The sequence below is a fragment of the uncultured Tenacibaculum sp. genome, from assembly GCF_947495995.1.
Lineage (GTDB): Bacteria > Bacteroidota > Bacteroidia > Flavobacteriales > Flavobacteriaceae > Polaribacter.
In genome coordinates, this window is record NZ_CANMAX010000002.1 from 357,348 (window position 1) to 382,472 (window position 25,125).

At 30.3% G+C, this 25,125-nt stretch carries 27 protein-coding genes; 17 read left to right on the forward strand and 10 right to left on the reverse strand.

The annotated features are described in order from the left end of the window. Nucleotides 1–8: 8 nt before the first annotated feature. On the reverse strand, nt 9–389 hold the full coding sequence (locus Q1A15_RS06745; protein ID WP_299620758.1) for a S4 domain-containing protein: 381 nt from the start codon (nt 387–389) through the stop codon (nt 9–11). 76 nt (nt 390–465) lie between these two features. Between Q1A15_RS06745 and Q1A15_RS06750 the strand changes: the two genes are divergently transcribed. Then, nucleotides 466–1,374 (forward strand): FKBP-type peptidyl-prolyl cis-trans isomerase, encoded by a 909-nt coding sequence (locus tag Q1A15_RS06750; protein ID WP_299620761.1) that lies wholly within the window; start codon nt 466–468, stop codon nt 1,372–1,374. Between the two features lie 94 nt (nt 1,375–1,468). Here Q1A15_RS06750 and Q1A15_RS06755 read toward each other — a convergent pair whose 3' ends face one another. The 7 genes from Q1A15_RS06755 to Q1A15_RS06785 form a co-directional block, all read right to left on the reverse strand. Beyond that, on the reverse strand, nt 1,469–2,092 hold the full coding sequence (locus Q1A15_RS06755; RefSeq protein ID WP_299620764.1) for a porin family protein: 624 nt from the start codon (nt 2,090–2,092) through the stop codon (nt 1,469–1,471). A 49-nt stretch (nt 2,093–2,141) separates the two neighbouring features. Continuing rightward, nucleotides 2,142–3,092, reverse strand: coding sequence for a transketolase family protein (locus tag Q1A15_RS06760; protein WP_299620767.1), 951 nt, complete (start codon nt 3,090–3,092; stop codon nt 2,142–2,144). Between the two features lie 50 nt (nt 3,093–3,142). Then, entirely contained in the window at nt 3,143–3,724 is a 582-nt protein-coding gene (locus Q1A15_RS06765) for a Maf-like protein (RefSeq protein ID WP_299620770.1), read from the reverse strand. A gap of 2 nt (nt 3,725–3,726) precedes the next feature. After that, the gene (gene smpB / locus Q1A15_RS06770) at nt 3,727–4,182 is read right to left on the reverse strand and encodes an SsrA-binding protein SmpB (RefSeq protein ID WP_173862354.1); all 456 of its coding nucleotides are present in this window, start codon (nt 4,180–4,182) and stop codon (nt 3,727–3,729) included. A gap of 36 nt (nt 4,183–4,218) precedes the next feature. Further along, nucleotides 4,219–5,757 (reverse strand): hypothetical protein, encoded by a 1,539-nt coding sequence (locus Q1A15_RS06775; RefSeq protein WP_299620775.1) that lies wholly within the window; start codon nt 5,755–5,757, stop codon nt 4,219–4,221. A gap of 18 nt (nt 5,758–5,775) precedes the next feature. Further along, a complete protein-coding gene (locus Q1A15_RS06780) occupies nt 5,776–6,402 on the reverse strand; it encodes a hypothetical protein (protein ID WP_299620778.1) in 627 nt (208 codons plus the stop codon). A 200-nt stretch (nt 6,403–6,602) separates the two neighbouring features. Continuing rightward, complete coding sequence (locus tag Q1A15_RS06785) at nt 6,603–7,784, reverse strand: class I SAM-dependent methyltransferase (RefSeq protein ID WP_299620781.1); 1,182 nt, start codon at nt 7,782–7,784, stop codon at nt 6,603–6,605. Nucleotides 7,785–7,878: 94 nt separating this feature from the next. Here Q1A15_RS06785 and Q1A15_RS06790 point away from each other — a divergent pair, with 94 nt between their 5' ends. Continuing rightward, nucleotides 7,879–8,712 carry an outer membrane beta-barrel protein gene (locus tag Q1A15_RS06790; RefSeq protein WP_299620784.1) on the forward strand — a complete coding sequence of 278 codons (834 nt, stop codon included), beginning with the start codon at nt 7,879–7,881 and terminating at the stop codon, nt 8,710–8,712. A 54-nt stretch (nt 8,713–8,766) separates the two neighbouring features. Here Q1A15_RS06790 and Q1A15_RS06795 read toward each other — a convergent pair whose 3' ends face one another. Together Q1A15_RS06795 and prmC are read right to left on the reverse strand one after the other, a co-directional pair. After that, nucleotides 8,767–9,705, reverse strand: coding sequence for a pentapeptide repeat-containing protein (locus tag Q1A15_RS06795; protein WP_299620787.1), 939 nt, complete (start codon nt 9,703–9,705; stop codon nt 8,767–8,769). A 9-nt stretch (nt 9,706–9,714) separates the two neighbouring features. Then, a complete protein-coding gene (prmC, locus tag Q1A15_RS06800; RefSeq protein ID WP_299620790.1) occupies nt 9,715–10,560 on the reverse strand; it encodes a peptide chain release factor N(5)-glutamine methyltransferase in 846 nt (281 codons plus the stop codon). Between the two features lie 50 nt (nt 10,561–10,610). Here prmC and Q1A15_RS06805 point away from each other — a divergent pair, with 50 nt between their 5' ends. The 15 genes from Q1A15_RS06805 (at nt 10,611) to Q1A15_RS06875 (ending at nt 24,860) form a co-directional block, all read left to right on the forward strand. Then, on the forward strand, nt 10,611–11,075 hold the full coding sequence (locus Q1A15_RS06805; protein WP_299620793.1) for an LEA type 2 family protein: 465 nt from the start codon (nt 10,611–10,613) through the stop codon (nt 11,073–11,075). A 3-nt stretch (nt 11,076–11,078) separates the two neighbouring features. After that, nucleotides 11,079–12,116 (forward strand): bifunctional diaminohydroxyphosphoribosylaminopyrimidine deaminase/5-amino-6-(5-phosphoribosylamino)uracil reductase RibD, encoded by a 1,038-nt coding sequence (ribD, locus tag Q1A15_RS06810; protein WP_299620795.1) that lies wholly within the window; start codon nt 11,079–11,081, stop codon nt 12,114–12,116. Then, a complete protein-coding gene (locus tag Q1A15_RS06815; protein ID WP_299620798.1) occupies nt 12,109–12,720 on the forward strand; it encodes an HAD-IA family hydrolase in 612 nt (203 codons plus the stop codon). The genes ribD and Q1A15_RS06815 overlap by 8 nt, the downstream gene beginning before the upstream one ends. Further along, nucleotides 12,717–13,580, forward strand: a complete 864-nt coding sequence (locus Q1A15_RS06820) for a GRP family sugar transporter (protein ID WP_299620801.1) — start codon at nt 12,717–12,719, stop codon at nt 13,578–13,580. The genes Q1A15_RS06815 and Q1A15_RS06820 overlap by 4 nt, the downstream gene beginning before the upstream one ends. Before the next feature lies 1 nt (nt 13,581). Beyond that, complete coding sequence (locus Q1A15_RS06825) at nt 13,582–14,187, forward strand: YigZ family protein (RefSeq protein ID WP_299620804.1); 606 nt, start codon at nt 13,582–13,584, stop codon at nt 14,185–14,187. A gap of 69 nt (nt 14,188–14,256) precedes the next feature. Then, entirely contained in the window at nt 14,257–15,603 is a 1,347-nt protein-coding gene (locus Q1A15_RS06830) for a hypothetical protein (protein ID WP_299620807.1), read from the forward strand. A gap of 18 nt (nt 15,604–15,621) precedes the next feature. Continuing rightward, a complete protein-coding gene (locus Q1A15_RS06835) occupies nt 15,622–16,071 on the forward strand; it encodes a hypothetical protein (RefSeq protein WP_299620810.1) in 450 nt (149 codons plus the stop codon). A gap of 371 nt (nt 16,072–16,442) precedes the next feature. Further along, on the forward strand, nt 16,443–18,215 hold the full coding sequence (rpsA, locus tag Q1A15_RS06840) for a 30S ribosomal protein S1 (RefSeq protein ID WP_299620813.1): 1,773 nt from the start codon (nt 16,443–16,445) through the stop codon (nt 18,213–18,215). Between the two features lie 157 nt (nt 18,216–18,372). After that, nucleotides 18,373–18,813 (forward strand): hypothetical protein, encoded by a 441-nt coding sequence (locus Q1A15_RS06845; protein ID WP_299620816.1) that lies wholly within the window; start codon nt 18,373–18,375, stop codon nt 18,811–18,813. 100 nt (nt 18,814–18,913) lie between these two features. Then, nucleotides 18,914–20,302: a phosphoglucosamine mutase gene (glmM, locus tag Q1A15_RS06850; RefSeq protein ID WP_299620819.1), complete on the forward strand. Its 1,389-nt coding sequence runs from the start codon at nt 18,914–18,916 to the stop codon at nt 20,300–20,302. A gap of 110 nt (nt 20,303–20,412) precedes the next feature. Next, a complete protein-coding gene (locus tag Q1A15_RS06855; protein WP_299620822.1) occupies nt 20,413–21,897 on the forward strand; it encodes an aminotransferase class V-fold PLP-dependent enzyme in 1,485 nt (494 codons plus the stop codon). 2 nt (nt 21,898–21,899) lie between these two features. Next, the gene (locus Q1A15_RS06860) at nt 21,900–22,955 is read left to right on the forward strand and encodes a M14 family zinc carboxypeptidase (protein WP_299620824.1); all 1,056 of its coding nucleotides are present in this window, start codon (nt 21,900–21,902) and stop codon (nt 22,953–22,955) included. Between the two features lie 94 nt (nt 22,956–23,049). After that, nucleotides 23,050–23,529, forward strand: a complete 480-nt coding sequence (locus Q1A15_RS06865; RefSeq protein WP_075340951.1) for a winged helix-turn-helix transcriptional regulator — start codon at nt 23,050–23,052, stop codon at nt 23,527–23,529. Between the two features lie 106 nt (nt 23,530–23,635). Next, nucleotides 23,636–24,334 (forward strand): pseudouridine synthase, encoded by a 699-nt coding sequence (locus tag Q1A15_RS06870; RefSeq protein ID WP_299620832.1) that lies wholly within the window; start codon nt 23,636–23,638, stop codon nt 24,332–24,334. A 136-nt stretch (nt 24,335–24,470) separates the two neighbouring features. After that, nucleotides 24,471–24,860 carry a hypothetical protein gene (locus tag Q1A15_RS06875; RefSeq protein WP_299620835.1) on the forward strand — a complete coding sequence of 130 codons (390 nt, stop codon included), beginning with the start codon at nt 24,471–24,473 and terminating at the stop codon, nt 24,858–24,860. The last annotated feature ends 265 nt before the right edge of the window (nt 24,861–25,125 follow it).

The window sequence follows — 25,125 nt, forward strand, 5'->3', positions numbered from 1 at the left end:
CTGCAAATTTATGAATCTTCTTCATTAGTATCATAATAATCTTCAATATCTCTTCGATCTTTTTTAGTAGGTCTTCCTGTTCCTTTTTTACGATAATAATCTTTCGCGTATTTTAAAAGTTCAGTTTTTTCAAACTCCTCTTTTGGAGTAATATCTTTTCTATAAAGATCTACTAATTTAGCTCCAACTCTGTTAGCCGGTATGTCTATAACCGTTAACTTATAGTTTATTTGATTCTTTCTTACCGTAATTGTTTCGCCACCATACACTTCACGAGATGGTTTACAAACAATATCATCAATTTTTACTTGTCCTTTTTTGCATGCATTTGTTCCTATGTTTCTTGTTTTAAACATTCTAATGCACCATAAATATTTGTCAATCCTCATACAAAAAGTTAATTTTTTGTTGTCTTCTTTCCACAAAGGTATAAAAATGCTAAATTGCAACCCTAAATAAAAATAAATGATGAAAATAAAACATATACTATTACTTGGTCTTATTTCAATTTTAGTGTATTCATGTGGAGATAATGATCCAGTTTCGACAATCGATCCTAATTTTGATCATGCTGCACAGTCTGTGAGAGATAATGATTCTTTAGTGTCGTTCTTTCAAAAACATTATTATGATGATGTAGCTGGTATTGTTAAACCTATGGAAGATGGAAAAACACCACTTTCTGAAGACAGTAATTTAATCTCACAAGATGTTACTGAAACTTTAAATGGTAATGAAGTAGATTTCAAATTATATACATATAAAGTAGATGAAGGAACTTCTACTAAAGGAAATCCAACAGTTGTAGATTCTGTATTAGTTAATTATTCTGGAAGAAGAATTTTTGATTCAGAAACAATTAGTACTACAGATTTTGATAATAATGTTAACACATGGTTTGTTTTAGGTTCTGGTGTTATTCGTGGTTGGACTTACGGAATGACTAATTTTAAAGGTGGAACAAATGCAACTCAACCAGACGGACCAATTACTTATTCAGGAACTGGTAAAGGAATTCTATTTATTCCTTCTGGTTTAGCTTACAGAAATGAAGGAACCTTAGGAATTTCACCGAATAGTATTTTAATGTTTTATGTTGAAATGAATGATAGCATTGAAGATACTGATGGAGATAGAGATGGAGTGCCTTCTATACTTGAAGATTTAGACGGAGACGGTAAACCATGGAACGATGATACTGATGGAGATAATATTCCAAACTTTGTTGATACTGATGATGATGGTGATTTAGTATTATCAGTAAATGAAGATACAGTGATTGTTGATGGAAATCCTGCTAATGACTTTAGTGATCCTGATAATCCAGCTTTACCAGATTACCTAAACCCAAATATTAGAAAATCTAAAATTTAATAGCTTTTAATTTTTTAAAAGTTCTAGATATAAAAAAAGACAACATGTGTAATATGTTGTCTTTTTTATTTGGAATATATTTTTAATACGATTCTTAGAATCTGTATGAAAGACCAATAATAATTTGGTTAATTCTTGTATCGAAATTTGCAGTAGTATTAGCACCTCCAACACTAGATATTATTTCAGATTCAACATCAGAAAAGGCTCTTTCCCAACGTAAGTCTAACCCAATTTTACCTAATTCAACACCAGCACCTAATTGTAAACCAACAGTAAATCCATCAGCTTTAATATCAGATACAGCATCAAAATCTAAATCTCCATCAAGAAGATATTGAAAAGATGGTCCAATGTGTGCATAAGCAACCTTAAAAAACTTCTTTCCTAATAATACTGGGATATCTATTTTTTGAAAATCGTAACCTACTTTTTCTGTAGACGTTGGTGTAGTAATTAAATCTACGTTACTTTTTAAAGATGTATAAACTAATTCAGGACGAACATACCAACCTGTCATTGGTAATTTAAAACGTAACCAAACACCAGCATGAAAACCAGTTCTACTTTCTGCACTTCCATTAATAATGTCGTCAGATACTTCTCTAAATGAATCTGAGTTATAGTTTATACCTCCTTTGATACCAAAGTGAATTTGCGCTTCTGTGAATTGAACGGCTGCAAATAAAAAACATAATGTAAAAATAAGTTTCTTCATAATTTTACTTTTAGAATTACTATATAAAAAAAACGAGTTATTAACTCGTTTATTTTCTCTTTATTACTTTCTTAACGGCTGTTATGACAGCTTCATCGTTAATTTTGTACTTTTCCATCAGTTGATCTGGTGTTCCAGATTCTCCAAAACTATCATCTACAGCGACAAATTCTTGTGGAGTAGGGTTGTTCTGAGCTAAACATCTAGCTACACTTTCTCCTAAACCTCCTAATTTGTTATGCTCTTCAGCAGTTACTATACAACCTGTTTTAGCAACAGACTCTAAAATAGCTTCTTCGTCTAAAGGTTTTATTGTATGAATGTTTATTACTTCAGCAGAGATTCCTTCTTTTTCTAACTGCTCAGCAGCTTGTAAAGATTCCCAAACTAAATGTCCAGTAGCAACAATAGTAACATCTGTACCTTCAGTAAGTTTAATAGCTTTTCCTATTTTAAATTCACCTTGAGGCATAAATACTGGAACTTTTGGTCTACCAAAACGTAAATAAACTGGTCCGTCATGCTCAGCGATAGCTATTGTAGCTTCTTTAGTTTGATTGTAATCACAAGTGTTAATCACAGTCATACCAGGCAACATTTTCATTAAACCAATATCTTCAAGAATTTGGTGAGTAGCTCCATCTTCTCCTAAAGTTAAACCTGCGTGAGAAGCACAAATCTTAACATTCTTGTGAGAATAAGCGATAGATTGACGGATTTGATCGTAAACTCTACCTGTAGAGAAGTTTGCGAAAGTTCCTGTAAAAGGAATTTTTCCACCAATAGTAAGTCCAGCTGCGATTCCCATCATGTTAGCTTCAGCAATACCTACTTGAAAAAAGCGCTCTGGATGATTTTTCTCAAATTCATTCATTTTTAATGAACCTGTTAAATCAGCACATAAAGCAACTACATTAGGATTACTCTTACCTAATTCAGTTAAACCATCTCCAAAACCAGAACGTGTATCTTTTTTTTCTGTAAATGTGTATTTTTTCATTGTTGTGTTGTAAATTCTGCCCAAAAATAAACTTTTAGCTTATAAGAGGCTTATAAAATCATTAATTCTTTATATAATTTATGAACAGGTAGCCCCATAACGTTAAAATAGCTACCTTCAATTTTGTCGATTCCAATTTTACCAATCCAATCTTGTATACCATAAGCTCCAGCTTTATCGTATGGTTGGTAGTTTTCTATGTAGTAATTAATTTCCTTGTCAGTTAAAGCTCTAAAGTAAACTTTAGCGATATCATGAAATGTTTTTGAAGTATTAAATCTTTTAATACAAACAGAAGTAATTACTTCATGATTTGTATTTGATAAACTTTTTAGCATCGTAAAAGCTTCATTGTAATCTTTAGGTTTACCTAAAGCTTTATTATTTAACCAAACAATAGTGTCTGATGTGATTAAAAGATCACTTTCGTTTAATTCATTTTCAAAAGCTTTTGATTTTAATTCAGCTAAATAATTTGAAATTTCTTCTTTTGTTAAATGATCTGGGTAAACTTCTTCAATATCTTTTAAACGAATTTCAAAATCTAGATCTAAATCACGAAAAAATTGTTGACGTCTAGGAGATCCTGAAGCAAGAATAATATTGTACTTCGCTAATTTCTCTTTTAACATGATTAATAGTTCTTTTTCAAACGAGCTAAATCTCTTTTGTTATCACGATCTTTTATTGTGTTTCGTTTATCGTGAGTCTTTTTACCTTTAGCTAAAGCGATGTCTAGTTTAGCCCAACCATTTTCATTGATAAATAAACGTAGCGGAACTATTGTGTTACCTTTAGCTTCAACTTCTCTAGCTAATTTTTTAAGTTCTTGTTTATTAAGTAATAATCTTCGTTCACTTTTAGGATTATGATTATAATGATGTCCGAAGGCATATTCTTCGATATACATATTAATCACAAATAATTCACCTCTTTCATTAAACTCACAAAAACTTTCAGTAATTCTAGCTTTACTTTGTCGGATAGACTTTATTTCTGTTCCAGTTAATTGAATTCCGGCAGTATATTTATCAATAATCTCGTATTCAAAACGAGCTTTTTTATTTTGTATGTTTATTTTTTTCTGCATAAGTCATCAGCAATATAGAGTACAAAACTAACTAAATTATCTACCAGTTAGCATAGAAATATTATAATTGATACCAAAATTAGCAAAAACGCTACTTAATTGTCCGCCTCTTGCTTTTACATATCCAATTCCGCCCCTAAAACTTAAATTGTTCAATAGTTTTACATCTACACCAAAACTAGGTTTAACAATTAATCCTTGTCCTGTGCTAATTCCACCACCACCAGCAGCTCCACCAAGTAATTGTCCGTATACACTAACATAATCGTTAAAGAATCTGTTTGATTCCACACCTAAACCAACAATTCCTTCCGCATAAGCACCAGCATCACCAAAATTGGCGAATGAAGTTTGCCCAGCAGCATAAACATATTTATTTAAGAACACATTAACCTGTAATGAAATTTGATGCATATCTTGTTCAAAACCTCCATTTCTGCTAGCATCTAAATACCAATCTTGTTTTACAATAGTTTGAATACCTTTTAACTTAAATTCTTTAGGAGTAACAAAATCAGAAGTTGTTCCTTCTTTATCTACATAATATTTTAAACCAAAACCAAGGGTAGAAGTATAGAAGTGTGCATCTGGACTCATTAAGAATCCTTTATTTATGGTAGCGTAAAAATTATCAAAAATTTTTTGTTCTAAAGTGATATCAGGATAGATTAAAAAACCTCCTTGAGTATCAACACCGCCGCCACCTCCGGCACCAATTCCAAATTTAGCTTGAAGGTTTGTTCTATTTTTATTCATTGAAAGATGATAACCACCACCTAAGAAAATATCCATATATCCTGCAGGAATTCCATCAAAAGCTCCATCAGCTCTAACAAAGAATAACCAGTTTTTATCTAAAAATGAAACAAATTCAAAACCAGCTAATCTAATGGTTCTTCCTTTTATAGCTTCACCAGTTGAAAATTGAGAATCACCTTTAACTGATAAATTGTTTAAATGAACCATTAAAGAAATTCTATTTGATTTTTTATTCCAATCAGAACTTTTTAAATCTTCAAAAGTGTATTTGTTCTCTTTTTGATCAAAATCTGAATGATTAAAATTCAAAGGAATATGTACAGCAGCATAAAATTGGTCACTATTAATAGTTCCTCCATCGAAGAAATTAATATAACTCCAACCAGAAGTTACAGAGAAGTGTTTAAAATCGTATCCAAGATTTAAATGAGGTAAAATAAAAGCTCCACCACCATCAGGAGCAGCAGCACCACCGCCACCGCCAAAGTGAATTCCAGCATCAACAAAAAGTTTATCTGTAATATCATATTTAACTCCAGCATTTACACCAAGAGTAAAAAAACCACCTCTAATACCACCAACTGCACCATAAAAACCTAAACCAGCATAACTCCAATCGTTAAGCATTAGATTGTAGTGAATACCTGTGAAATCCATATTAGGTTCATTCATATCAGGCATATCTATACTTAGGAAATCTATTTGTGCAAATCCTAATTGAGATTTTTTTGCTGGTGCATCTTTATCTTGTGCATAAAAAAAATGAACGCTTAGTGTTAAAGTTAACACTAGCGCTCTGAAAAAACTTTTTTTCATCAGTTTCTTAATTATATATTAATAAGGTTTGTGAATTTGTTTTCTTCGTCCATTTAAATAAGAAGCGACGAAAGCATCGTTAAAACCATAGTTTACAATTTGTTTCCTAAAATCTTGAGCTTCTTTTAATGTCTCAAATAATCCTATTGAGTACCTTAAGTAATCTTCATCAGATAAAGTACCGGCGATAGTTTTAGATAGTAAAGGATATCTTTTTTCTGTAAATGCCCCAATTTGAACAGAGTATACAGTCTTACCTCTTAATCCATCCTTTATTGAAGATATTTTTCCGTCTCCAGTTGCAGATTCATCATCACTATATTCATCATCATAACCTTCTTCTTGGTAATTATCGGAATAAGCAGTTTTTACACTATCAATAATTCGATTCATTTCCTCTTTATTGATAGCGGATGTTTTAGATGCTGGCCCACCAAACTTTCCTTGATAAGCAAAATAGGCAAGAGCTAAACTAATTCCGGTTAAAAAACTTAAAATGATATTTCTGTTTCTAGAAACACTTTTTACATCTGCTACTTCTTCAATCTTCTCACTCAATTCATTTTCTAAATCCTCATTTTTAGAATTTAGGTCATTAATCTGTTGCTGTAAGTCTTCCAGTTCTTGATCGTTTAAAAATGGCATTGATTGTGTTGGTTATATTGATTATTGATAGCTAAAATACAAATCTTTTTAAAATAAACATCTTAGCTTTTAAAAGAGACGATAAATTATAAGGGGCACGTAGCCTTAAAAGCTTAAGGCTACGCTAGTGTTTCCCCCTTAAACACTTTTCAGTAGCTACCTAACTTATTAATCAGTAACTAATCCAAATATAACAAAAACTACTTAGTTTTTGTGTTGATAATCAAAATATTAGAATCGTTAACTGTTTTTGTGCAGAAAATATAAGTGTCTCCGCCAGTTTTAATTTTTATCTCTTTTCGTATCTGATCTACGGTTTTTGGGAAGTTTCGCACTGTAATATTTGCTTTTTTTTCTGGTAACTCTTTTGCAATAGTTTTTTTGTTGTATGGTATTGTTTTTAGAACTTGAAATGCTCTTCCAGGGAAATTATCTACTAATTCTTCTGAAGTATACAGGTGTGTGTTTACATGTAGTTTTTTCAGATTAAATTGAGTTGCAATTTCATTAAATGCACCTGATTTTAAAATTGCAGCATTCGGTTCATATAGAAAATTTAGAGGCAAACTATATTCAGGAATTATACTATTCCCAGCCGTAAAACTAAATTTTTGAGTATTTGTTTTTGTAATGTTTACAGTTTCAATTGTAATTTGACCTTGAAATTCATTTTCTAAAATGAAAAGCAATTCTTTAACATCGTTATCAACTGCAACAACAAAGACTTTCTTTACATGATTTAACTCATTTACAGCTGATGAAATATCTAATAACGGAGATGTTTTTATTAGAATTTGATTAGATTTTGATAATAGTAAATCTAAATTCTCAGGTACATTCGGACTGCAATCTTCTAGTAAGAATACTTTGTTTTTATGTTCATCTCTTCTTGACGGATCAATATAAATACAGTCTAATTTTCCATCATAATTTGATATGAAATCAATTCCATTCTCATTTAAGCTTGTGATGTTTTCGCAATTGAGCGCTTTTAAATTGTGATTTACGATACCAGACAATTCATCGTTTATTTCACAATGAAATACTTCATCAAATGATTTAGAAAAATAGTATGTATCAACTCCAAATCCACCTGAAATATCGGCAATAGATTTTCCCTTAACTAATGAAGCTTTAAATTCTGCAGTTGTTTCTGAAGATGTTTGTTCTATAGAAATTTTTGGTGGAAAATAAATGTTTTTTGTGTGAAACCATGTAGGTAATTTTTTCTGACTTTTTTGCTTAGATACAATCTGATTTGCTAACTCTTGAATAGAAATATCATCAAACGGACTCCCTTTAAAGATAAGTTTGGTGATATCGCTTTTTAAATTAGAATTTATAAAATCCTGTACGTCAGTTCTTAAAATATTTGTATTCAAAAAAGTGTAAAAATTATGGCTTTAAATACCCAAAAATACTGATATTTTTATGATTTTCGCGCCTCGATAATTGCAAATTAATATTTAAATATTTATGATTAAAAATAGTATTTTGACATTATGTGTGGCTTTATGTTCTTTAACAGCTAGCGCACAGTTTTATGTGTCTTTTAGTGGCGGATATGCATTTGGTGCAGGTGAAAAAGAGTTTGGAACTAATTCTGTTTTAGGTCCGACTGGAATTACTAATTTAGGTACTTTCGAAGGAAGTTATGGTGAAGGTGTTCAAACTCAATTAAGAGGAGGATACTTTTTCAATGAAAAGTGGGGAGTAGAAGTAGGTGTTGGTTACATTTACGGAACTGATCAACAATTTCAACAAGTAGCTGGAATTTTAGATATGAAAACTAGAGGTAGAGCTTTTGGAGCTTCTTTATCTGGTATTTACAACATTACTAAAAACGTTTATGTTCGTGCTGGTGTGTTAACTAAAATTGCTGGTAAAACAGAAGCTGTTGTTGATTTAACTTTACCAAACACACTTACTGGTGCTGGTGATTTGAAAGCAGATTACACTACAGATTTTAGAGGAGAATTTCCTTTAGGATTTATTGGTGCTGCTGGTTATAAATTCCCAATTTCGGATAACTTATCTTTATTTGCTGAAGTAGAATATATGGCTATCAATGTAACTAGAGATATTTCTGAGTTAGGTGATTTCAGTGCAACAATTAATGGAACAACTAGTATTCCTGCATCTGTGTTAGCTCAACAATTAACTACAGGTCCTTTAGCTGCAACTCCTTTATCTGATTTAGCTTTATTATTACAGGATGAGTTACAATGGGGAGAAAATGGATTACCTTCACCTGAAGCACCATATTCTTCAATTGGATTTAATTTTGGTATTACTTACAGTTTCAAATAAGAACTTGTAGTATTTAAGAAAATAAAAAAAGAGGCTTTTTAAAAGCCTCTTTTTTTATTCTAATCCTTTGACATCTTTCAATTCTGAGAGATTAAAGTTTGTGTTTTTAATTGTTGCATCAGTAAAATCTGCACCACTAATGTTTTTAGCTTTAGTAATTCTTGCGTCAGTTAAGTTAGCTCCTTTAAAAGAAGTGTTTCTTGCCCAACCATTTGAGAATTGAATCTTAGTAAGATTCGCTCCTGTTAAATCGGCGTTATCTAAGTTAGCGGCATTCAACTCACAGTTTTTTAAATTAGAATGAGATAAATTGATTCCTGATAAATGCTTTCCTGATAAGTTTGTGTTTCTAAGATCACAATAAGAAAAATCAGTATTATCAAATATTGCGCTCAATTCAGCTTTTGTCATATTAGATTCTAATAAATATAAAAGTAGTTGAGTTCTTTCTGGGCTATAAAAAACAGTTGAATGTCCGTCTTCATCTAAATAGTTGTATGGTTTTAATACACTACATAATCCAACTATTCTTTTCTTTGCACCTTTAAAACCTTTGTTATCTATGGCGTCATATAAATTTGCTAATTGATAACTATATGAAGATCTTCTTGAACTTTCGACTAAAAGATTTTGAGTTCTAATTAAATCATTTTGTTTGATTAAAATATATAATGAAATTAATGAAGGTACGATTGAGAATAATAATAAAATTACGCTAAACATACGTACTCTTAAGAATCTCTTTACTAAAGCTGTAAGTAAGGTTGCAGAAGTATCTGGCGAAACATGCTTTTCTGAGTGAAATTCAACAAACCAATTATTAAAACTTTTATTTAAAGTTGCTCCAGTAAACAACTTCCAAGACCAAGTCAACGTTTTTTTAGTACGTTCTTGTTTACGTTTTTCTTTAGATTTTGCTTTGTCTACTTTCGAACGAAGCGCTTCATTTTCTTTCTGTAATTTCTCTAATTCATTTTGGAGATTATCTTCCATATTCATTATTTAAAGATTGGCTTTAATCATTCTATTATTTCCAAACAAATCTCGCTTTAAAATAACATTAGAGAAATTTTTGTCTTCAAGCATTTGTTTGGTTTCGTTTCCTAAGTACTGATTAATTTCAAAAAAAAGTAAACCATTAGGATTCAAAGCTGTTTTTGCAATATCGGCAATTCTTTTATAAAAAATCAAAGGATTATCGTCTTCTACAAATAACGCTAAATGTGGTTCATTATTTAGTACGTTGTTTTTTATTTCTTCTTTTTCTAAATTTCTAACATAAGGCGGATTAGAAACTATAATATCGAATGTGTTTTCTAACTCTTTTTCAGAAAGTATATCATGTAAGAGAAAAGTAACATCAACATTATTGTTTTTCGCATTTTTCTTAGCTGTTTCGATTGCTTTCTCAGAGATATCTAAAGCAAATACTTCTGCAGTGGGAATCTCTTTTTTTAAAGTGATAGGAATGCAACCTGATCCTGTACCAATATCAAGAATTTTAATATTGTCGTTTTCTGAAGAAAACTCCTTAATCCAAGTAATCAGTTCTTCAGTTTCTGGTCTAGGAATTAACACATTAGAATTCACTTCAAAATTATATCCATAAAATTCTGTGTTTCCTAAAATGTATTGTAAAGGTTCTTCAACCTTTAATCGTTTTGTGATATTAGTTAATTCAGATAGTGTCTCAGTTGTGATTTCGGTATCTCCTTTAGTAAATACAGCAATTGTATCCAGCTCCATTTTAGCTTCTATTATTCTAAAAAAAAAGCTGTCTATCTCTTTTTTAGGATATAAATCCTTTAGTTCGTTATTAAAAAAACTTCTGAAGTCGTTTAGCTTCATATATTCAAGGTAAATTGGTACTTTTGAAGTATCAAATTTAGATAAAACAAATGAAGAATTTAATTTATTTCATCCTTACTTGTTTCTTTTTAATGAATTGTACAGTACGAAAGAAACCAACCTTTATTAAAATAGATGATATTAAATTCATTTCATTAAAATTAGACACTGTTAGATTACAAGCAAAAGCTTATTTTAAGAATGAAAATGATATAGGAGGGAAGCTTTCTACTGATGAAATTAAAGTCATTGTAAATGGTGAACAAGTAGCTCAAGTTTCTTCTGAGGAATTTAAAGTTCCTGCTAACAAAGAGTTTTCTATACCTTTAAATGTAGCTGTTCCGGCAAGTAAAGTTTTCAATAAGAAAAAAGGAGGATTGCTTGAAGGCTTATTAAATTCTTTAATAAATAACGATTTAAAAGTTCAGTTTAAAGGAGATATTAAATACAGAGTTTTAGGAGTTTCTAATACTTATAGTATAGATAAAACAGAGGAAGTAAAAATAAAATTTTAAGCGATGAATTTTGAAGTAAAATACATGGCTAGATGTCTTGAATTGGCCAAAAATGGTATTGGTACAACAAGACCAAATCCTTCTGTTGGAGCAGTAATTGTTCATGATGGAAAAATTATAGGAGAAGGTTATACAACTCCTTATGGTGGGCCACATGCTGAAGTAATTGCAGTTGGATCTGTTAAAGACGAAACGTTATTACAACATTCAACAATGTATGTAACGTTAGAACCTTGTTCACATCATGGTAAAACGCCTCCTTGTGCAGATTTAATTGTCCGTAAAAAAATAGCTAACGTTGTTATAGGAACAGTAGATACGAATGATTTAGTTGCTGGTGAAGGTATTAAAAGATTGAAAAAAGCAGGCTGTAATGTTCATGTTGGTGTTTTAGAAAAGGAATGTAAAAAGCATCATAAGCGTTTTTTCACTGTTCAAAATAAACAAAGACCTTATATAATTCTTAAGTGGGCGCAAACAGAAAATGGTTTTATAGCTCCTAACGAAAAAGAACTTCAAGAACCTGTCTGGATTTCAAATGAATATTCAAAACAGTTAGTACATAAATGGCGTAGCGAAGAACATGCAATTTTAGTTGGAACAAATACCGTTACAGCTGATAATCCTAAATTAAATGTTCGAAGTTGGACAGGAATTAATCCTGTTAGGGTGATTATAGATCGAACATTAAAACTATCAAACGAGCTAGATGTTTTTGATGATTCTGCAAAAACGATAGTTATTACTGAAGAAGACAAAGTTTCAACTGATAATATAGCTTTTGAAAAAATAGATTTTTCAAAAAATGTTGCTTCTCAGATTTCAAATGTATTACATCAGCATAGGATTCAATCAGTAATTATTGAAGGCGGAACTCAAACATTGCAAACTTTTATAGATGAAAATTTATGGGATGAAGCCAGAGTTTTTTCAGGACCAGCTTCTTTCGATAATGGTATCGTAGCTCCTGTTTTAAAAGCTAATCTTCATTCAGAAGAAAAAATTAAAAATAACACATTAAGATACTTTTTTAATGATTAAAAATATCATTTTCGATTTTGGTGATGTATTCATCAATTTAGATAAACAAGCAACTTATGTTGCATTAGCCAAATTAGGCGTTACAGAGATTTCTGATAGTATGATGAAAGTATATTTCGATTACGAAATGGGTTTAATTACAACTCAAGAATTTGTGAATTACTTTCATGAAGAATTTAAAATAGAAAAAGACGCTCTTATCGATGCTTGGAATGCTATTTTGTTAGATTTTCCGCTGCATAGATTAAAGTTCTTAAAAGAGTTAGCAACATCAAATAAATACAGATTGTTCTTATTAAGTAATACGAATGATTTGCATATTTCATGGATTCAAAATGATTGGGGAGATGTTTTATATAACGAGTTTAAATCGTGTTACGAACAATTCTATTTATCTCATGAAATTAATTTAAGAAAGCCAAATACAAATATTTATCAGTTTGTTTTAGATGAAAATGATTTAGTTCCTGAAGAAACTTTCTTTATTGATGATACGAAAGAAAATACAGATGCAGCGAATACATTAGGAATTAAGGTTTGGAATATAATTCCAGGAGAAGAAGATGTAGTTGATTTATTATCTAGACCAGAGTTTACTTTATGATTTATTTAGTTTTAAGCATTTTAATATCGAGTAGTTTATACGTTATTTTTAAATATTTCGAACGTTTTAAAGTAGATACTTTTCAAGCTATTGTAGTAAATTATATAGTAGCTTTTGTAATCGGATATTTATACTCACCAGTAAAATTACCAATAGCAGAAATTCCTAATCAATCTTGGTTTTTTGGAGCTTGTATTTTAGGTTTTTTGTTTATAACAATTTTTAATTTAATGGCACTAACGTCACAAAGAAACGGATTGTCTGTAGCTTCTGTTTCTGGAAGAATGGCTGTTGTAATTCCTATTATTTTTGGAGTGTTTTTATACAACGAAAGTGTTACAATTATTAAAGTTGTTGGAATTCTATTAGCACTAATTGCAGTATATCTAACTTCAGTTAAAAAGAGTAGTGATAAAATAGGGAAGAGTTCTCTGTTTTTTCCGGCTTTATTATTCTTAGGATCAGGAGCAATAGATACGTTACTTAAATACACTGAAGTGAATCATGTATCTGAAGAAAATGTGTCTATCTTTTCAGCTTCAATTTTTGGAATAGCTTTTATCTTAGGTATTTTATACTTAATATTTCAATTGATAACTAAGAATCAGAAAATCAATACTAGAAACATTATTGGAGGTATAGCTTTAGGAATTCCTAATTACTTTTCCATAGAATTTTTAATTCGTGCATTAAAAATTGAAGGTTTTGATAGCGCAATACTATTTACAATCAACAATGTAAGTATAGTTTTGTTAAGTACAATTGTAGGTTTATTCTTATTTAGTGAAAAATTAGAAAATAGAAACTGGATTGGAATTTTATTAGCAGTTGTAAGTATTGTCTTAATTACAGTTGTTTAATATGGAAAAAGACACCTATAAAACAATTGTAAAACCTTCTGAAGAAACTTTATTTAAAGATAGAAATAGTAAGTTTTTTGGTTATGCTTTTCCTGTACATTCTGAGGAAGATATAAAGCGCTGTTTAGAAGAACTTCGAAAAAAACATCATACCGCTCGTCATCATTGTTATGCGTGGCAATTAGGAACAGAGTCTATTCGTTTTAGAGCAAATGACGATGGAGAACCAAATAATTCTGCAGGTCAGCCGATATACGGACAAATTCAGGCTTTCGATGTAACCAATGTTTTAATTGTTTCTGTTCGTTATTTCGGAGGAACAAAATTGGGTGTTGGAGGTTTAATAAATGCTTATAGATCATCAGCTCAACTTGCATTAGATGCTTCTGAAATTATTGAAAAAACAATAGATGTTCATTATAAATTAAAATTCGGATACGATTTAATGAATAAAGTTCAGCGAGTTATAAAAGAAAGAAATATTACTATTATTAATCAAAAATTAGAATTAGATTGCGAGTATATAATTTCTGTACGAAAGAAAGATGCTGAAAGTCTTTTTAATACTTTTGAAAGTATCTATCAGTTAGAGATTTCTGAAATATAATATAATCCCCAAAAAATAGTTAGAATAGTATCCAGAGTACTTTTTTTGATTATTTCTTATTAATTTTTTATGCATAAAAGATTTTTATTTCTACTGCTTTTTTGCAGTATCAATAGTATTATTTTAGCTCAAAACTACTTATACGACACAGAACAATTCGGAATTAAAGGAGCAACTTTAGGAGGTTCTGTAATTGCTGGAGCAGACGATGAAAGTATGACTTTCTATAACCCAGCTGCGATTCATAAAGCACCATCACAAGTAAGTGTTTCTTTATTTCAACCTGCAATACGAACTTTCGGATTCGATAATTTCTGGGGAGGAAATGAAACCAGTCAATTAAATACAAACTTTGGTTTACGACCTTCTCTAATCTCATTTAAAGTTAACATTAAAGGATTTGATATTGCTTTTATTAAAATAAGTAAAAGTGTGCTTACAGATACTTTTAGTGCAAAACGTGAAAGAACCAATGGAAATGATTTAACTACACAGTTTTTCGAGTATAAGTATACAGGCGAAGATAGTTGGTTTGGAGTAGGTTCAAGTTTTAACATTGCACCGAAAATGCATTTAGGTTTGAGTCAGTTTTTAACTGTTGCTGATTTCAGCTACGGAAACAATATTCTAATTGAACAATTTGATATGACTAATAACTCAGCAACATCAAATAGTTTTTTTAATGCACAACAAAACAGTATTTATGGAGATATAGGCTTTATTACAAAACTTGGTTTTTTATATGATTCTGCTGATCATGATTTTGGTGTTACGATAACAACTCCAAAGTATTTAAGAGTAAATAGTTACGGAGAATTCACAAGTACTTTTGTAAATATCGATAGTGCTACAAACGAATCTACACAGATAATAGATAACGAAATTGATACTGAGATTAAAACTCCTTGGGAATTTTCTTTAGGATATAGTTATCTTTTTGAGACAGGAAGTAAAATTTGGGCAACAGCAAGTTATTATTCAAGTATTTCAGAATATGAAATGGGAGTAATTGAATCTGTAAGCAATAATGCTTCTTGGGTTAATGGTAGTGAAGGAGTATTTAATGTAGGAATTGGGTATTCAAGAAAAATCAACAATAAAATTGAACTTTCAGGAGGATTACGAACAAATAATTTTGCTTACAGAAACAGACAATCAGTAAATAATGAACTTAGAAATACAATTTTAGATGGAAATCATATTCATTTTGTGGTAGGAACTAAGTTTGAATTTAGAAGGCATAATGTTTTAGTAGGATTAGATTGGGGAACTTTAGTAGAAGCTCCAGGAGAAGGAAATTTTCAATTCTTGAATAATATTGGAAGGTTAAGTCCTAATTTAAGAGGATTAAAAAAGAACAATATCAATGTATTACTAACCTATAGATTCATTATTGATGAATTGATTAAATTGTAAGAAGTTAAAAATTATGCTATGGATTTAGAAGCTATAAAATCTAACTATGCTCAAATGGATAATTATGAGTTAATTAAGTTAGTTGATGAAATTGAAAAATTAAGAGAAGAAATTATACCGGTATTAAAAACAGAGTTAACAAAGAGAAATGAAGCTTTGGCTGTAGAAAAAATTGATACTTTTCTAAATCGTGATAAAAATAAAAAAGAAGTAGATTTAGAAGAGTTAGTAGACATTGATGAATATGTAAGCCAACGTTTAGCCTCAGGAGAATTAATGGAAAATATTGTTGATGATTTAAAAAGTAGAGGAGTAGATTTGGTATCTAGAACTCTAGAAAGATCATTAGAACAAGAAAGTTATATTGATAGTTTATTAGAAAATTCTTCAAATACATTCACGAAAGAGCATTTGAAAAGGAAATATGCTATGAATGATGATGAGATAAAATCATCCAGCAAAAAGTGAAGTTAAAATCTCAAAATAATATAACTATTGGAATTTTATTAATCATTGTTGGAGTAGCTTTTTTGTTATTGGGAGAAATTAGTTCAATTAAACATATAATTTTTCTAGTAGCAATAATTGTATCGGGCATTTTCAGTTTAGTTTCTGGACTTGAAAAACGAAAATCTATTTAAAAAACTTATTAATAGAGATATAACTTAATATTTTTAAATGTTTTTAGGATAACTAATTAATAATCCGTACATTTGCACGCCTTTTTTCGACAACAGACAATTAAAAAGGTTTAAAAATTATTTATTTAAGTTTAATCTCTCTTTGAGTTAGGGTCGTTAAAAATCTGACTAACAAAAAGATACAAAATTATTTCAGACATGTCTGAAGAAACAAAAAAAACAGTTGACCCAACTGTAGATCCAGCACAATTTTTAGCAACTTTTAACTGGCATAAATACGAAGAAGGTATTGATGAAGTTGATGAGTCTAAATTAAAAGAATTCGAACAAGCATTAGAAGGAACAGTAGGTTTCGTAAACGAGCGTGATGTTATTGAAGGTGAAGTTGTTCGTGTTACTGATCGTGATGCAATTATCGATATTAACTCTAAATCTGAAGGAGTTATTTCTTTAAACGAATTCCGTTACAACCCAAATTTAGCTGTTGGTGACAAAGTAGAAGTATTAGTTGATAAAAGAGAAGATTCTTCTGGTCAGTTAGTATTATCTCACAAAAAAGCACGTGTAATTAAAGCATGGGATAGAGTTAACAATGCACACGAAACTGGAGAAATCGTTAACGGTTTTGTTAAGTGTAGAACTCGTGGTGGTATGATCGTTGACGTATTTGGTATTGAAGCTTTCTTACCAGGTTCTCAAATCGATGTTAAGCCAATCCGTGACTACGATCAGTACGTAGAGAAAACTATGGAATTCAAAGTTGTAAAAATCAACCACGAATTTAAGAATGTTGTAGTTTCTCACAAAGCGTTAATCGAAGCTGATTTAGAAGAGCAAAAACGTGAAATCATCGGTCAATTAGAAAAAGGACAAGTATTAGAAGGAGTTGTTAAGAATGTAACTTCTTACGGTGTATTTGTTGACTTAGGAGGTGTTGACGGATTAATTCACATTACAGATTTATCTTGGTCTCGTATCAACCACCCAAGTGAAGTTGTTGAGTTAGATCAAAAATTAAATGTTGTAATCTTAGACTTTGATGATAACAAATCTAGAATCCAATTAGGATTAAAGCAATTATCAGCTCACCCATGGGATGCTTTAGATGGAGGATTAAAAGTAGGAGATAAAGTAAAAGGTAAAGTAGTTGTATTAGCTGACTATGGTGCGTTTGTAGAAGTAGAAGATGGAGTTGAAGGATTAATCCACGTATCAGAAATGTCTTGGTCTACTCACTTACGTTCAGCTCAAGATTTCGTACAAGTTGGTGACCAAGTTGAAGCTCAAATCTTAACTTTAGATAGAGAAGAGCGTAAGATGTCTTTAGGTATGAAGCAATTACATCCAGATCCTTGGACAGATATCACAACTAAATTCCCAGTTGGTTCTTCTCACGAAGGAACTGTACGTAACTACACTAACTTCGGTGTATTCGTAGAGTTAGAAGAAGGAATCGACGGATTAGTTTATATTTCTGATTTATCTTGGACTAAGAAAGTTAAGCACCCATCTGAGTTCGTAACTGTAGGTGATAAATTAGCTGTTCAAGTATTAGAATTAGACGTAGAGAACCGTAAGTTAAACTTAGGTCACAAGCAAACTCAAGACAACCCTTGGGATGCTCACGAAGCTAAGTATGCAATCGGATCTAAATTCGAAGGTACTATCACAAACAAGAATGATAAAGGAGCTACTGTAACTTTTGAAGACGGTGTTGAAGCATTTGCTCCATCTCGTTTCTTAGAAAAAGAAGACGGTGGTAAATTAGCTAAAGGAGATACTGTAGAGTTTATGGTAACTGAATTTAGTAAAGAGTACCGTAAGATAGTTGTTTCTCACACTTCAATCTTCAGAGAAGAAGAGCAAAGAAATGTGAAAGCTGCTGCTAAGAAAGCTCAAGAATCTGAAAAAACTACTTTAGGTGATATCGGAGGATTAGCTGAATTAAAAAGAAAAATGGAAGGAAAATAATTCCTGATTCTATTTAATATAATCAAAGCCACTACGTTTGTAGTGGCTTTTTGTTTTTAGCAACATATGAATAATTTAATTTTTACAATTAAAATGAATTATTTTATACTTAGGCGTTATATTTGTCGTTAAGAGTATCAAATTAAAAATCTAAAAAATGAAAAAAATTTTATGTATCGTGGCGTTCATAGCTTTTGCTTTTAATGGATTAGCTCAAGATGGAAAATTAAGAATAGGTGCTAATATTGGTTTTACTACTGGAAGTGGTGATTCTTCTTTTGTAATTGGTGGAGATGTAGATTATTTATTTAATGTAGATAGTAGATTCGAAGTTGGTGCTGCAACTGGTTTAGCTGTAGTAACTACAGGAAATTCTATTATTTTACCTTTAGCTGGTGCTGGTAGATTTAAAGCTACAAATAAAATCGATTTAGGATTAGATATGGGATATGCTATTGGAATCAACAATGCAGGAAATGGTTTTTACTTTAGACCAATTTTCGAATATAAAATAGATAGCAAAATGTCATTTAGAGCTTCTTATTCAGGTGTAGATTCTGGAGGATTTTTAAATGCTGGTATCATGTTTAGATTATAAAAGCATAGCACATAATAAATTAAAAAAGCACTGTATTTACAGTGTTTTTTTTTGCATCGGATTTAGATGTTTATATTTGTTGAAAATCGAAAAAACAAATATGACATTAATTAAATCCATTTCAGGAATTAGAGGTACCATTGGTGGTAATACTGGTGATAACTTAACTCCGATAGACGCAGTTAAATTTGCTGCAGCTTATGGAACTTTTATTAAGAAGAAGAATCAAAATAAGAAAGATATAAAAATCATTATTGGTAGAGATGCAAGAATCTCTGGTAAAATGATTAGTGGTTTGGTATCAGATACATTAATAGGTTTAGGTATAGATGTAGTAGATTTAGGTTTATCTACAACGCCTACAGTTGAAGTAGCTGTACCACTAGAAAAAGCAGATGGAGGAATTATCCTTACCGCTTCACATAATCCTAAACAGTGGAATGCTTTAAAACTTTTAAATGAAAAAGGAGAGTTTTTAAATGGTGAAGACGGAAAAAACATTCTTGAAATAGCTGAAAACAATGACTTTGATTTTGCTGAAGTTGATGATTTAGGTATTTACAAGAAGAAGAAAAACTACATAAAGAAACATATTAAAGAAGTTTTAAAACTTCCTTTAGTAGATAAAAAAGCAATTAAAAAGGCTAAATTTAAAGTTGTTGTTGATGGTGTAAACTCAACAGGAGGAATTGCAATTCCAGCTTTATTGAAAGAATTAGGTGTAAAATGTATCGAATTATATTGTGAACCTAATGGTCAATTTCCACATAATCCAGAACCTTTAAAAGAACACTTAACTGATATTTCTGAGTTAGTAGTAAAAAAGAAAGCAGATTTAGGTATTGTTGTAGATCCAGATGTAGATCGTTTAGCATTAATTTGTGAAGATGGTTCAATGTTCGGAGAAGAATATACATTAGTTGCTTGTGCAGATTATGTATTAAGTCAGAATCAAGGTGGAAATACAGTTTCTAACTTATCTTCTTCTAGAGCATTAAGAGATATTACTGAAATTCATGGAGGAAAATATACTGCTAGTGCAGTAGGTGAAGTGAATGTTGTGCAGATGATGAAAGACACAAATACTGTTATTGGAGGAGAAGGTAATGGAGGAATTATTTATCCAGATGCTCACTATGGTAGAGATTCTTTAGTTGGTGTTGCTTTATTTTTATCACACTTAGCACATAAGAAAATTTCTTGTAGAGCTTTGCGAGATAGTTATCCGAGTTATTTCATGAGTAAAAACAAAATACAGTTAACTCCAGAGATCGATGTAGATAAGATTTTAGCAACTATGGCTGAAAAATATAAAAATGAAGATGTTAATACTATAGATGGTGTAAAGATTGATTTTCCACAAGAATGGATTCATTTAAGAAAATCGAATACAGAACCAATCATTAGAATATATACAGAAGCCACATCGCAAGAAAAAGCAGATGATTTGGCTAAACGTTTTATAAAAGAAATTAAAGAGATAATTTAATTTAAATCCCGCAAAAATGCGGGATTTTTTATTACCATACAAAATTAGTAGGATTGTTAAATATGTGGTAAGAAATTTAACAATCGAAATTTTTTATTGAAATTCGTATTATGAAGAGTATTGAAACTTTGACTTTAGAGCAATATTTCCAGCAATTTAGAGACAATATTATAGGTATAGATCAAGTCTTTACAACTCCTTATGGAGAAAAAAAACTGTTGTATACTGATTGGACAGCTAGTGGAAGATTGTATAGACCAATAGAAGATAAACTAATCAATGAATTTGGTCCGTTTGTAGCGAATACACATACAGAAACTTCTACTTCAGGAGCAGCAATGACTTTAGCTTATCATGAAGCAAGAAATATTATTAAGCGTCATGTAAATGCTACAGATGATGATATACTTATCACAGAAGGTTCTGGAATGACAGGTGTTGTGAATAAATTTCAACGTATACTTGGTTTAAAAGTTTCAGAAAACTTGAAAGATCATACGACTATTCCTGAAGAAAAACGACCTATTGTTTTTGTTAGTCATATGGAACATCATTCAAATCAAACTTCTTGGATTGAAACGATAGCAGATGTTGAAGTAGTAGAGTGTAATAATGAAGGATTAATCTGCTTAGATCTTTTTGAGGAAACAATTCAAAAATATAAAGACCGTCCTATAAAAATAGCTTCAATTATTGCGGGTTCTAATGTAACAGGTATAAAAACTGATTATCATAAAATAGCGGCTTTGATTCATAAATATAACGGATTATGTTTTGTAGACTTTGCATGTTCTGCACCTTACGTAGATATTAATATGCATCCTGAAAACGAAGATGAATATTTAGATGCTATTTTCTTTTCTCCACATAAATTTTTAGGCGGCCCTGGTAGTTCTGGTGTACTTATTTTCAATAAGAAACTATATAAAAATATGGTGCCAGATAATCCTGGTGGAGGAACAGTCACCTATACTAATCCTTGGGGGCAAAATGATTATATAGACGATGTTGAAACAAGAGAAGATGGAGGAACTCCGGCCTTTTTGCAAACAATTCGTATAGCGTTGTCTATACAATTGAAAGACCAAATGGGAACATCGAATATTAAAGCTAGGGAAGATGAGATTAATGAGGTTATCTTTAATTGTCTTGAAAGTTTAGATGGAGTTAAAATATTAGCTCCAAAACATAAAGAACGATTAAGTATATTTTCTTTCTATTTTGAAAAGTATCATTTTAATTTAATTGTAAAGTTATTGAATGACCGTTTTGGTATACAAACTAGAGGAGGATGTTCTTGTGCTGGTACTTACGGACATTTTTTACTGAATGTTAAAGAGAACGAATCAAAAACAATAAAAGAATTAATTTCAGATGGTTGTTCTTTTGAAAAACCGGGGTGGATACGTTTATCAGTTCATCCAACGATTACAAATGAAGAGTTAGATTTTGTTTGTGATTCACTAAGAGAATTGTCAGAAAATATAGAAGTTTGGTCTAAAGACTACAAATACGATCCTATCAAAAACGATTACGTACATAATTCTGTAACTCCAATAGAGAAGGAATTAGTTAAAAATTGGTTTTCAATTTAAATATGAATACAAGCATTACGATACCTTTTTTAGAAGAACTTTATCCAAAAATTAAAGAAGATAAATTATTTGGAAAGTGGGTAACACTTTCTGACGTAGAACCTTTAATACAATCACTTAATAAAGAATTATTTCAAGTTGAATTACTTGGAACTTCAGAAGAGGATAGAAACATCTATAAATTAAAATTAGGAACTGGAACTAAAAAAATCATGATTTGGAGTCAAATGCATGGTAACGAAAGTACAGGAACTAAAGCACTTTTTGATTTATTTAAATTTTTAGATGCATATACTGAACATGAAATTGTTTCTTCAATTTTAAACAATTGTGAGATAACGATTATTCCAATGTTAAACCCAGATGGTTCTTTAGCTTATACAAGAGTTAATTCTAAAAATGTCGATTTAAATCGTGATGCAGTAGCTTTAGAAGCTTGTGAAAGTAAATTACTTCGTAATACTTTAGATGCTTTTAATCCTGAGTTTTGTTTCAATTTACATGATCAAAGAACAATTTTTGGAGTAGAAGGAACTCAAAATCCTGCTACAATTTCGTTTTTAGCTCCTTCAGAAGAAGAATCAAGAGCTTTAACACCAGGTAGAAAAGAAACTATGAATGTAATTATTGCAATGAATAATTTATTGCAACAAGTAATTCCAAATCATGTAGGAAGATATACTGATGAATTCTACCCAACAGCAACTGGAGATAATTTTCAAAAGTTAGGACACAATACTATTTTAATAGAAGCTGGTCATTATCCTAACGATTATAATAGAGAAGAGGTAAGAAAATTTAACTTCTATTCGTTATTAGAAGGTTTATACTACGTAGCGAATAATAACGATTTTTCTGCTTACGAAGCTTATTTTGATATACCGAATAATAACAAGTTATTTTTCGATGTAATTCATCGATATAAAAATAAAAAAGACGAGGCATATCAGTATGAAGATAAAATAATAGATAACCAATTCGTTTCTACGTTACAAAAACGTCAAGAAGGTGAATTAAATGATCATAAAGGACACAACGAAATCGTTTTCGAGTATTAATTTTTTATTAAATATTGAATTTTATACCTGATAACTTTGTTGTTTGTTAAAAATAATTCATATTTTTGCCCAATACTATGAATAAAATTAAAAAATGAAGAAATTTGTATTAGACGAAATCGATCATCAAATATTAGATATTTTAATCGAAAATGCTCGTACGCCATTTACTGACATAGCTAAAAAATTATTAGTATCTGCAGGAACAATTCACGTACGTGTGAAGAAAATGGAAGATGAAGGAATTATACAAGGATCTACTTTAACGTTAGATTACGAAAAAATGGGTTATGCTTTTATAGCTCACGTTGGTATCTTCTTAGAGAAAACATCTATGACACAACACGTTATCGATAACCTAAGGTTAATTCCAAATGTAACTGTAGCTTACGTTACTGCAGGGAAATACAATATCTTCTGTAAAGTAAGAGCTAAAGACACAAATGATGCTAAAGACATTATTTACAAGATTGATGAAATTCATGGTGTAAATAGAACAGAAACAATGATTTCTTTAGAAGAAAGTATCAATGATAAAAAGCGTATGATGCACGCTATTTTCCAAGACTTCTAAAAAGAAATAAAGATTAGTATTAATAACCGTCTAAAATATAGTTTTAGACGGTTTTTTATTTTACTATAATTGGTACATTTGCCGTCAATTTAATACAAGAGTAATAATGAACGTAGAAGTTATTTATGAAGATGATTATTGTTTGGTAGTTACAAAACCAAACGATGTAGTTGTGCACCATGCATATCATTCTAGAAATGTCAGAGAAGAACAATCGTTATTACAATTATTAGATGAAAAATTTCAGAAAAAGTTTTATCCTGTTCATCGTTTAGATAGAAGAACTTCTGGAATTATAATTCTTACAAAAGAAACCCAGTATGTTTCTAAGTTTCAACAGTTATTTACAGATAATGAAATTCAAAAGAAATATTTAGGAGTTGTAAGAGGTTTTTCACCTGAAACTAGAATAATTGATTCTCCAGTGAAAGGAAAAGATAGTAAAGTACATAAAGACGCTGAAACACATCTGAAAACATTACAAAATGTAACACTAGATATTCCTGTGAAACCTTACGATTCTTCTAGATATAGTTTGGTAGAATTATCTCCAAAAACAGGGAGGTTACATCAGTTAAGAATTCATATGAATAAAATTAGCCATCCGCTTATAGGAGATGGTAAATACGGTGATAAAAATCACAATGCGATGTATGAAACCAACTTTAATTGGGATACACTTTTTTTACACGCCGCTTCATTAGAGTTTATTCATCCTTTTACAAACGAAACTTTACAATTAACTTCAAGTTTACCAGAAAACTGGAAAGCACTTTTTAAAGCGTTTAATTGGAGTTACAGTTAAACTTTCACTCATAATTAAAAATACAAGCATTGAACGATAAAAACAGTCTATACATCTAAGTTTAGATCGTTTTTACTATGGATCGAATTAAATTGTAGTAGTAATTCAAATATCCAACAATTAAATTCTAAATGTAATGTATGCTACTAAATTTAATGAAGATTCAAATCCTTGGGTTACAAACGATTTTATTAATTTCAGTGACTATTTTTTAAGAAATAATGATTATTTGCCTCCATTAACCATCGAAGAAATTGATGATTATTATTCCGTTAAATTAATTTTTTCAGGTTTATGTAAGTGGATGTTTAGAGTATACTGGGAAGATGATTTATTAGTTATTTGTGGTCAGCGTCAAAACAACAGCGAAGAACAACCTAAACAAATTAAAACTATACAAGCTTTTAAGAGAATTATAATAATCCCTACAGGCATTAAAATTGAAGATAAAATTGATTTTGAGTTTAAAAACTGTAATCTAATATTTAAGCTATTCAAAGAATGCCTAATGAATAATGGTACTTGATGTACTTAAAATTAAATTTTATAAAGCCAAGTAAGTTGATTAATTGCGGAAAGGGGATATCGATTCGATTGATTTAAGTACTTACTTGCTTATTTATGTTAAGCTTCTGTATAAAATATGTTAATATAGAAGCTTAACTCTTTTAAATCCTTCTATTTTGAAAATTCATTTTTTTTTTTATGATTAATTTTTTCTAAATAAAGTAAATATCAATGTCACTTATATTTAAAATACTAGCATTCAACGTTTAAATATGTTCATTCAT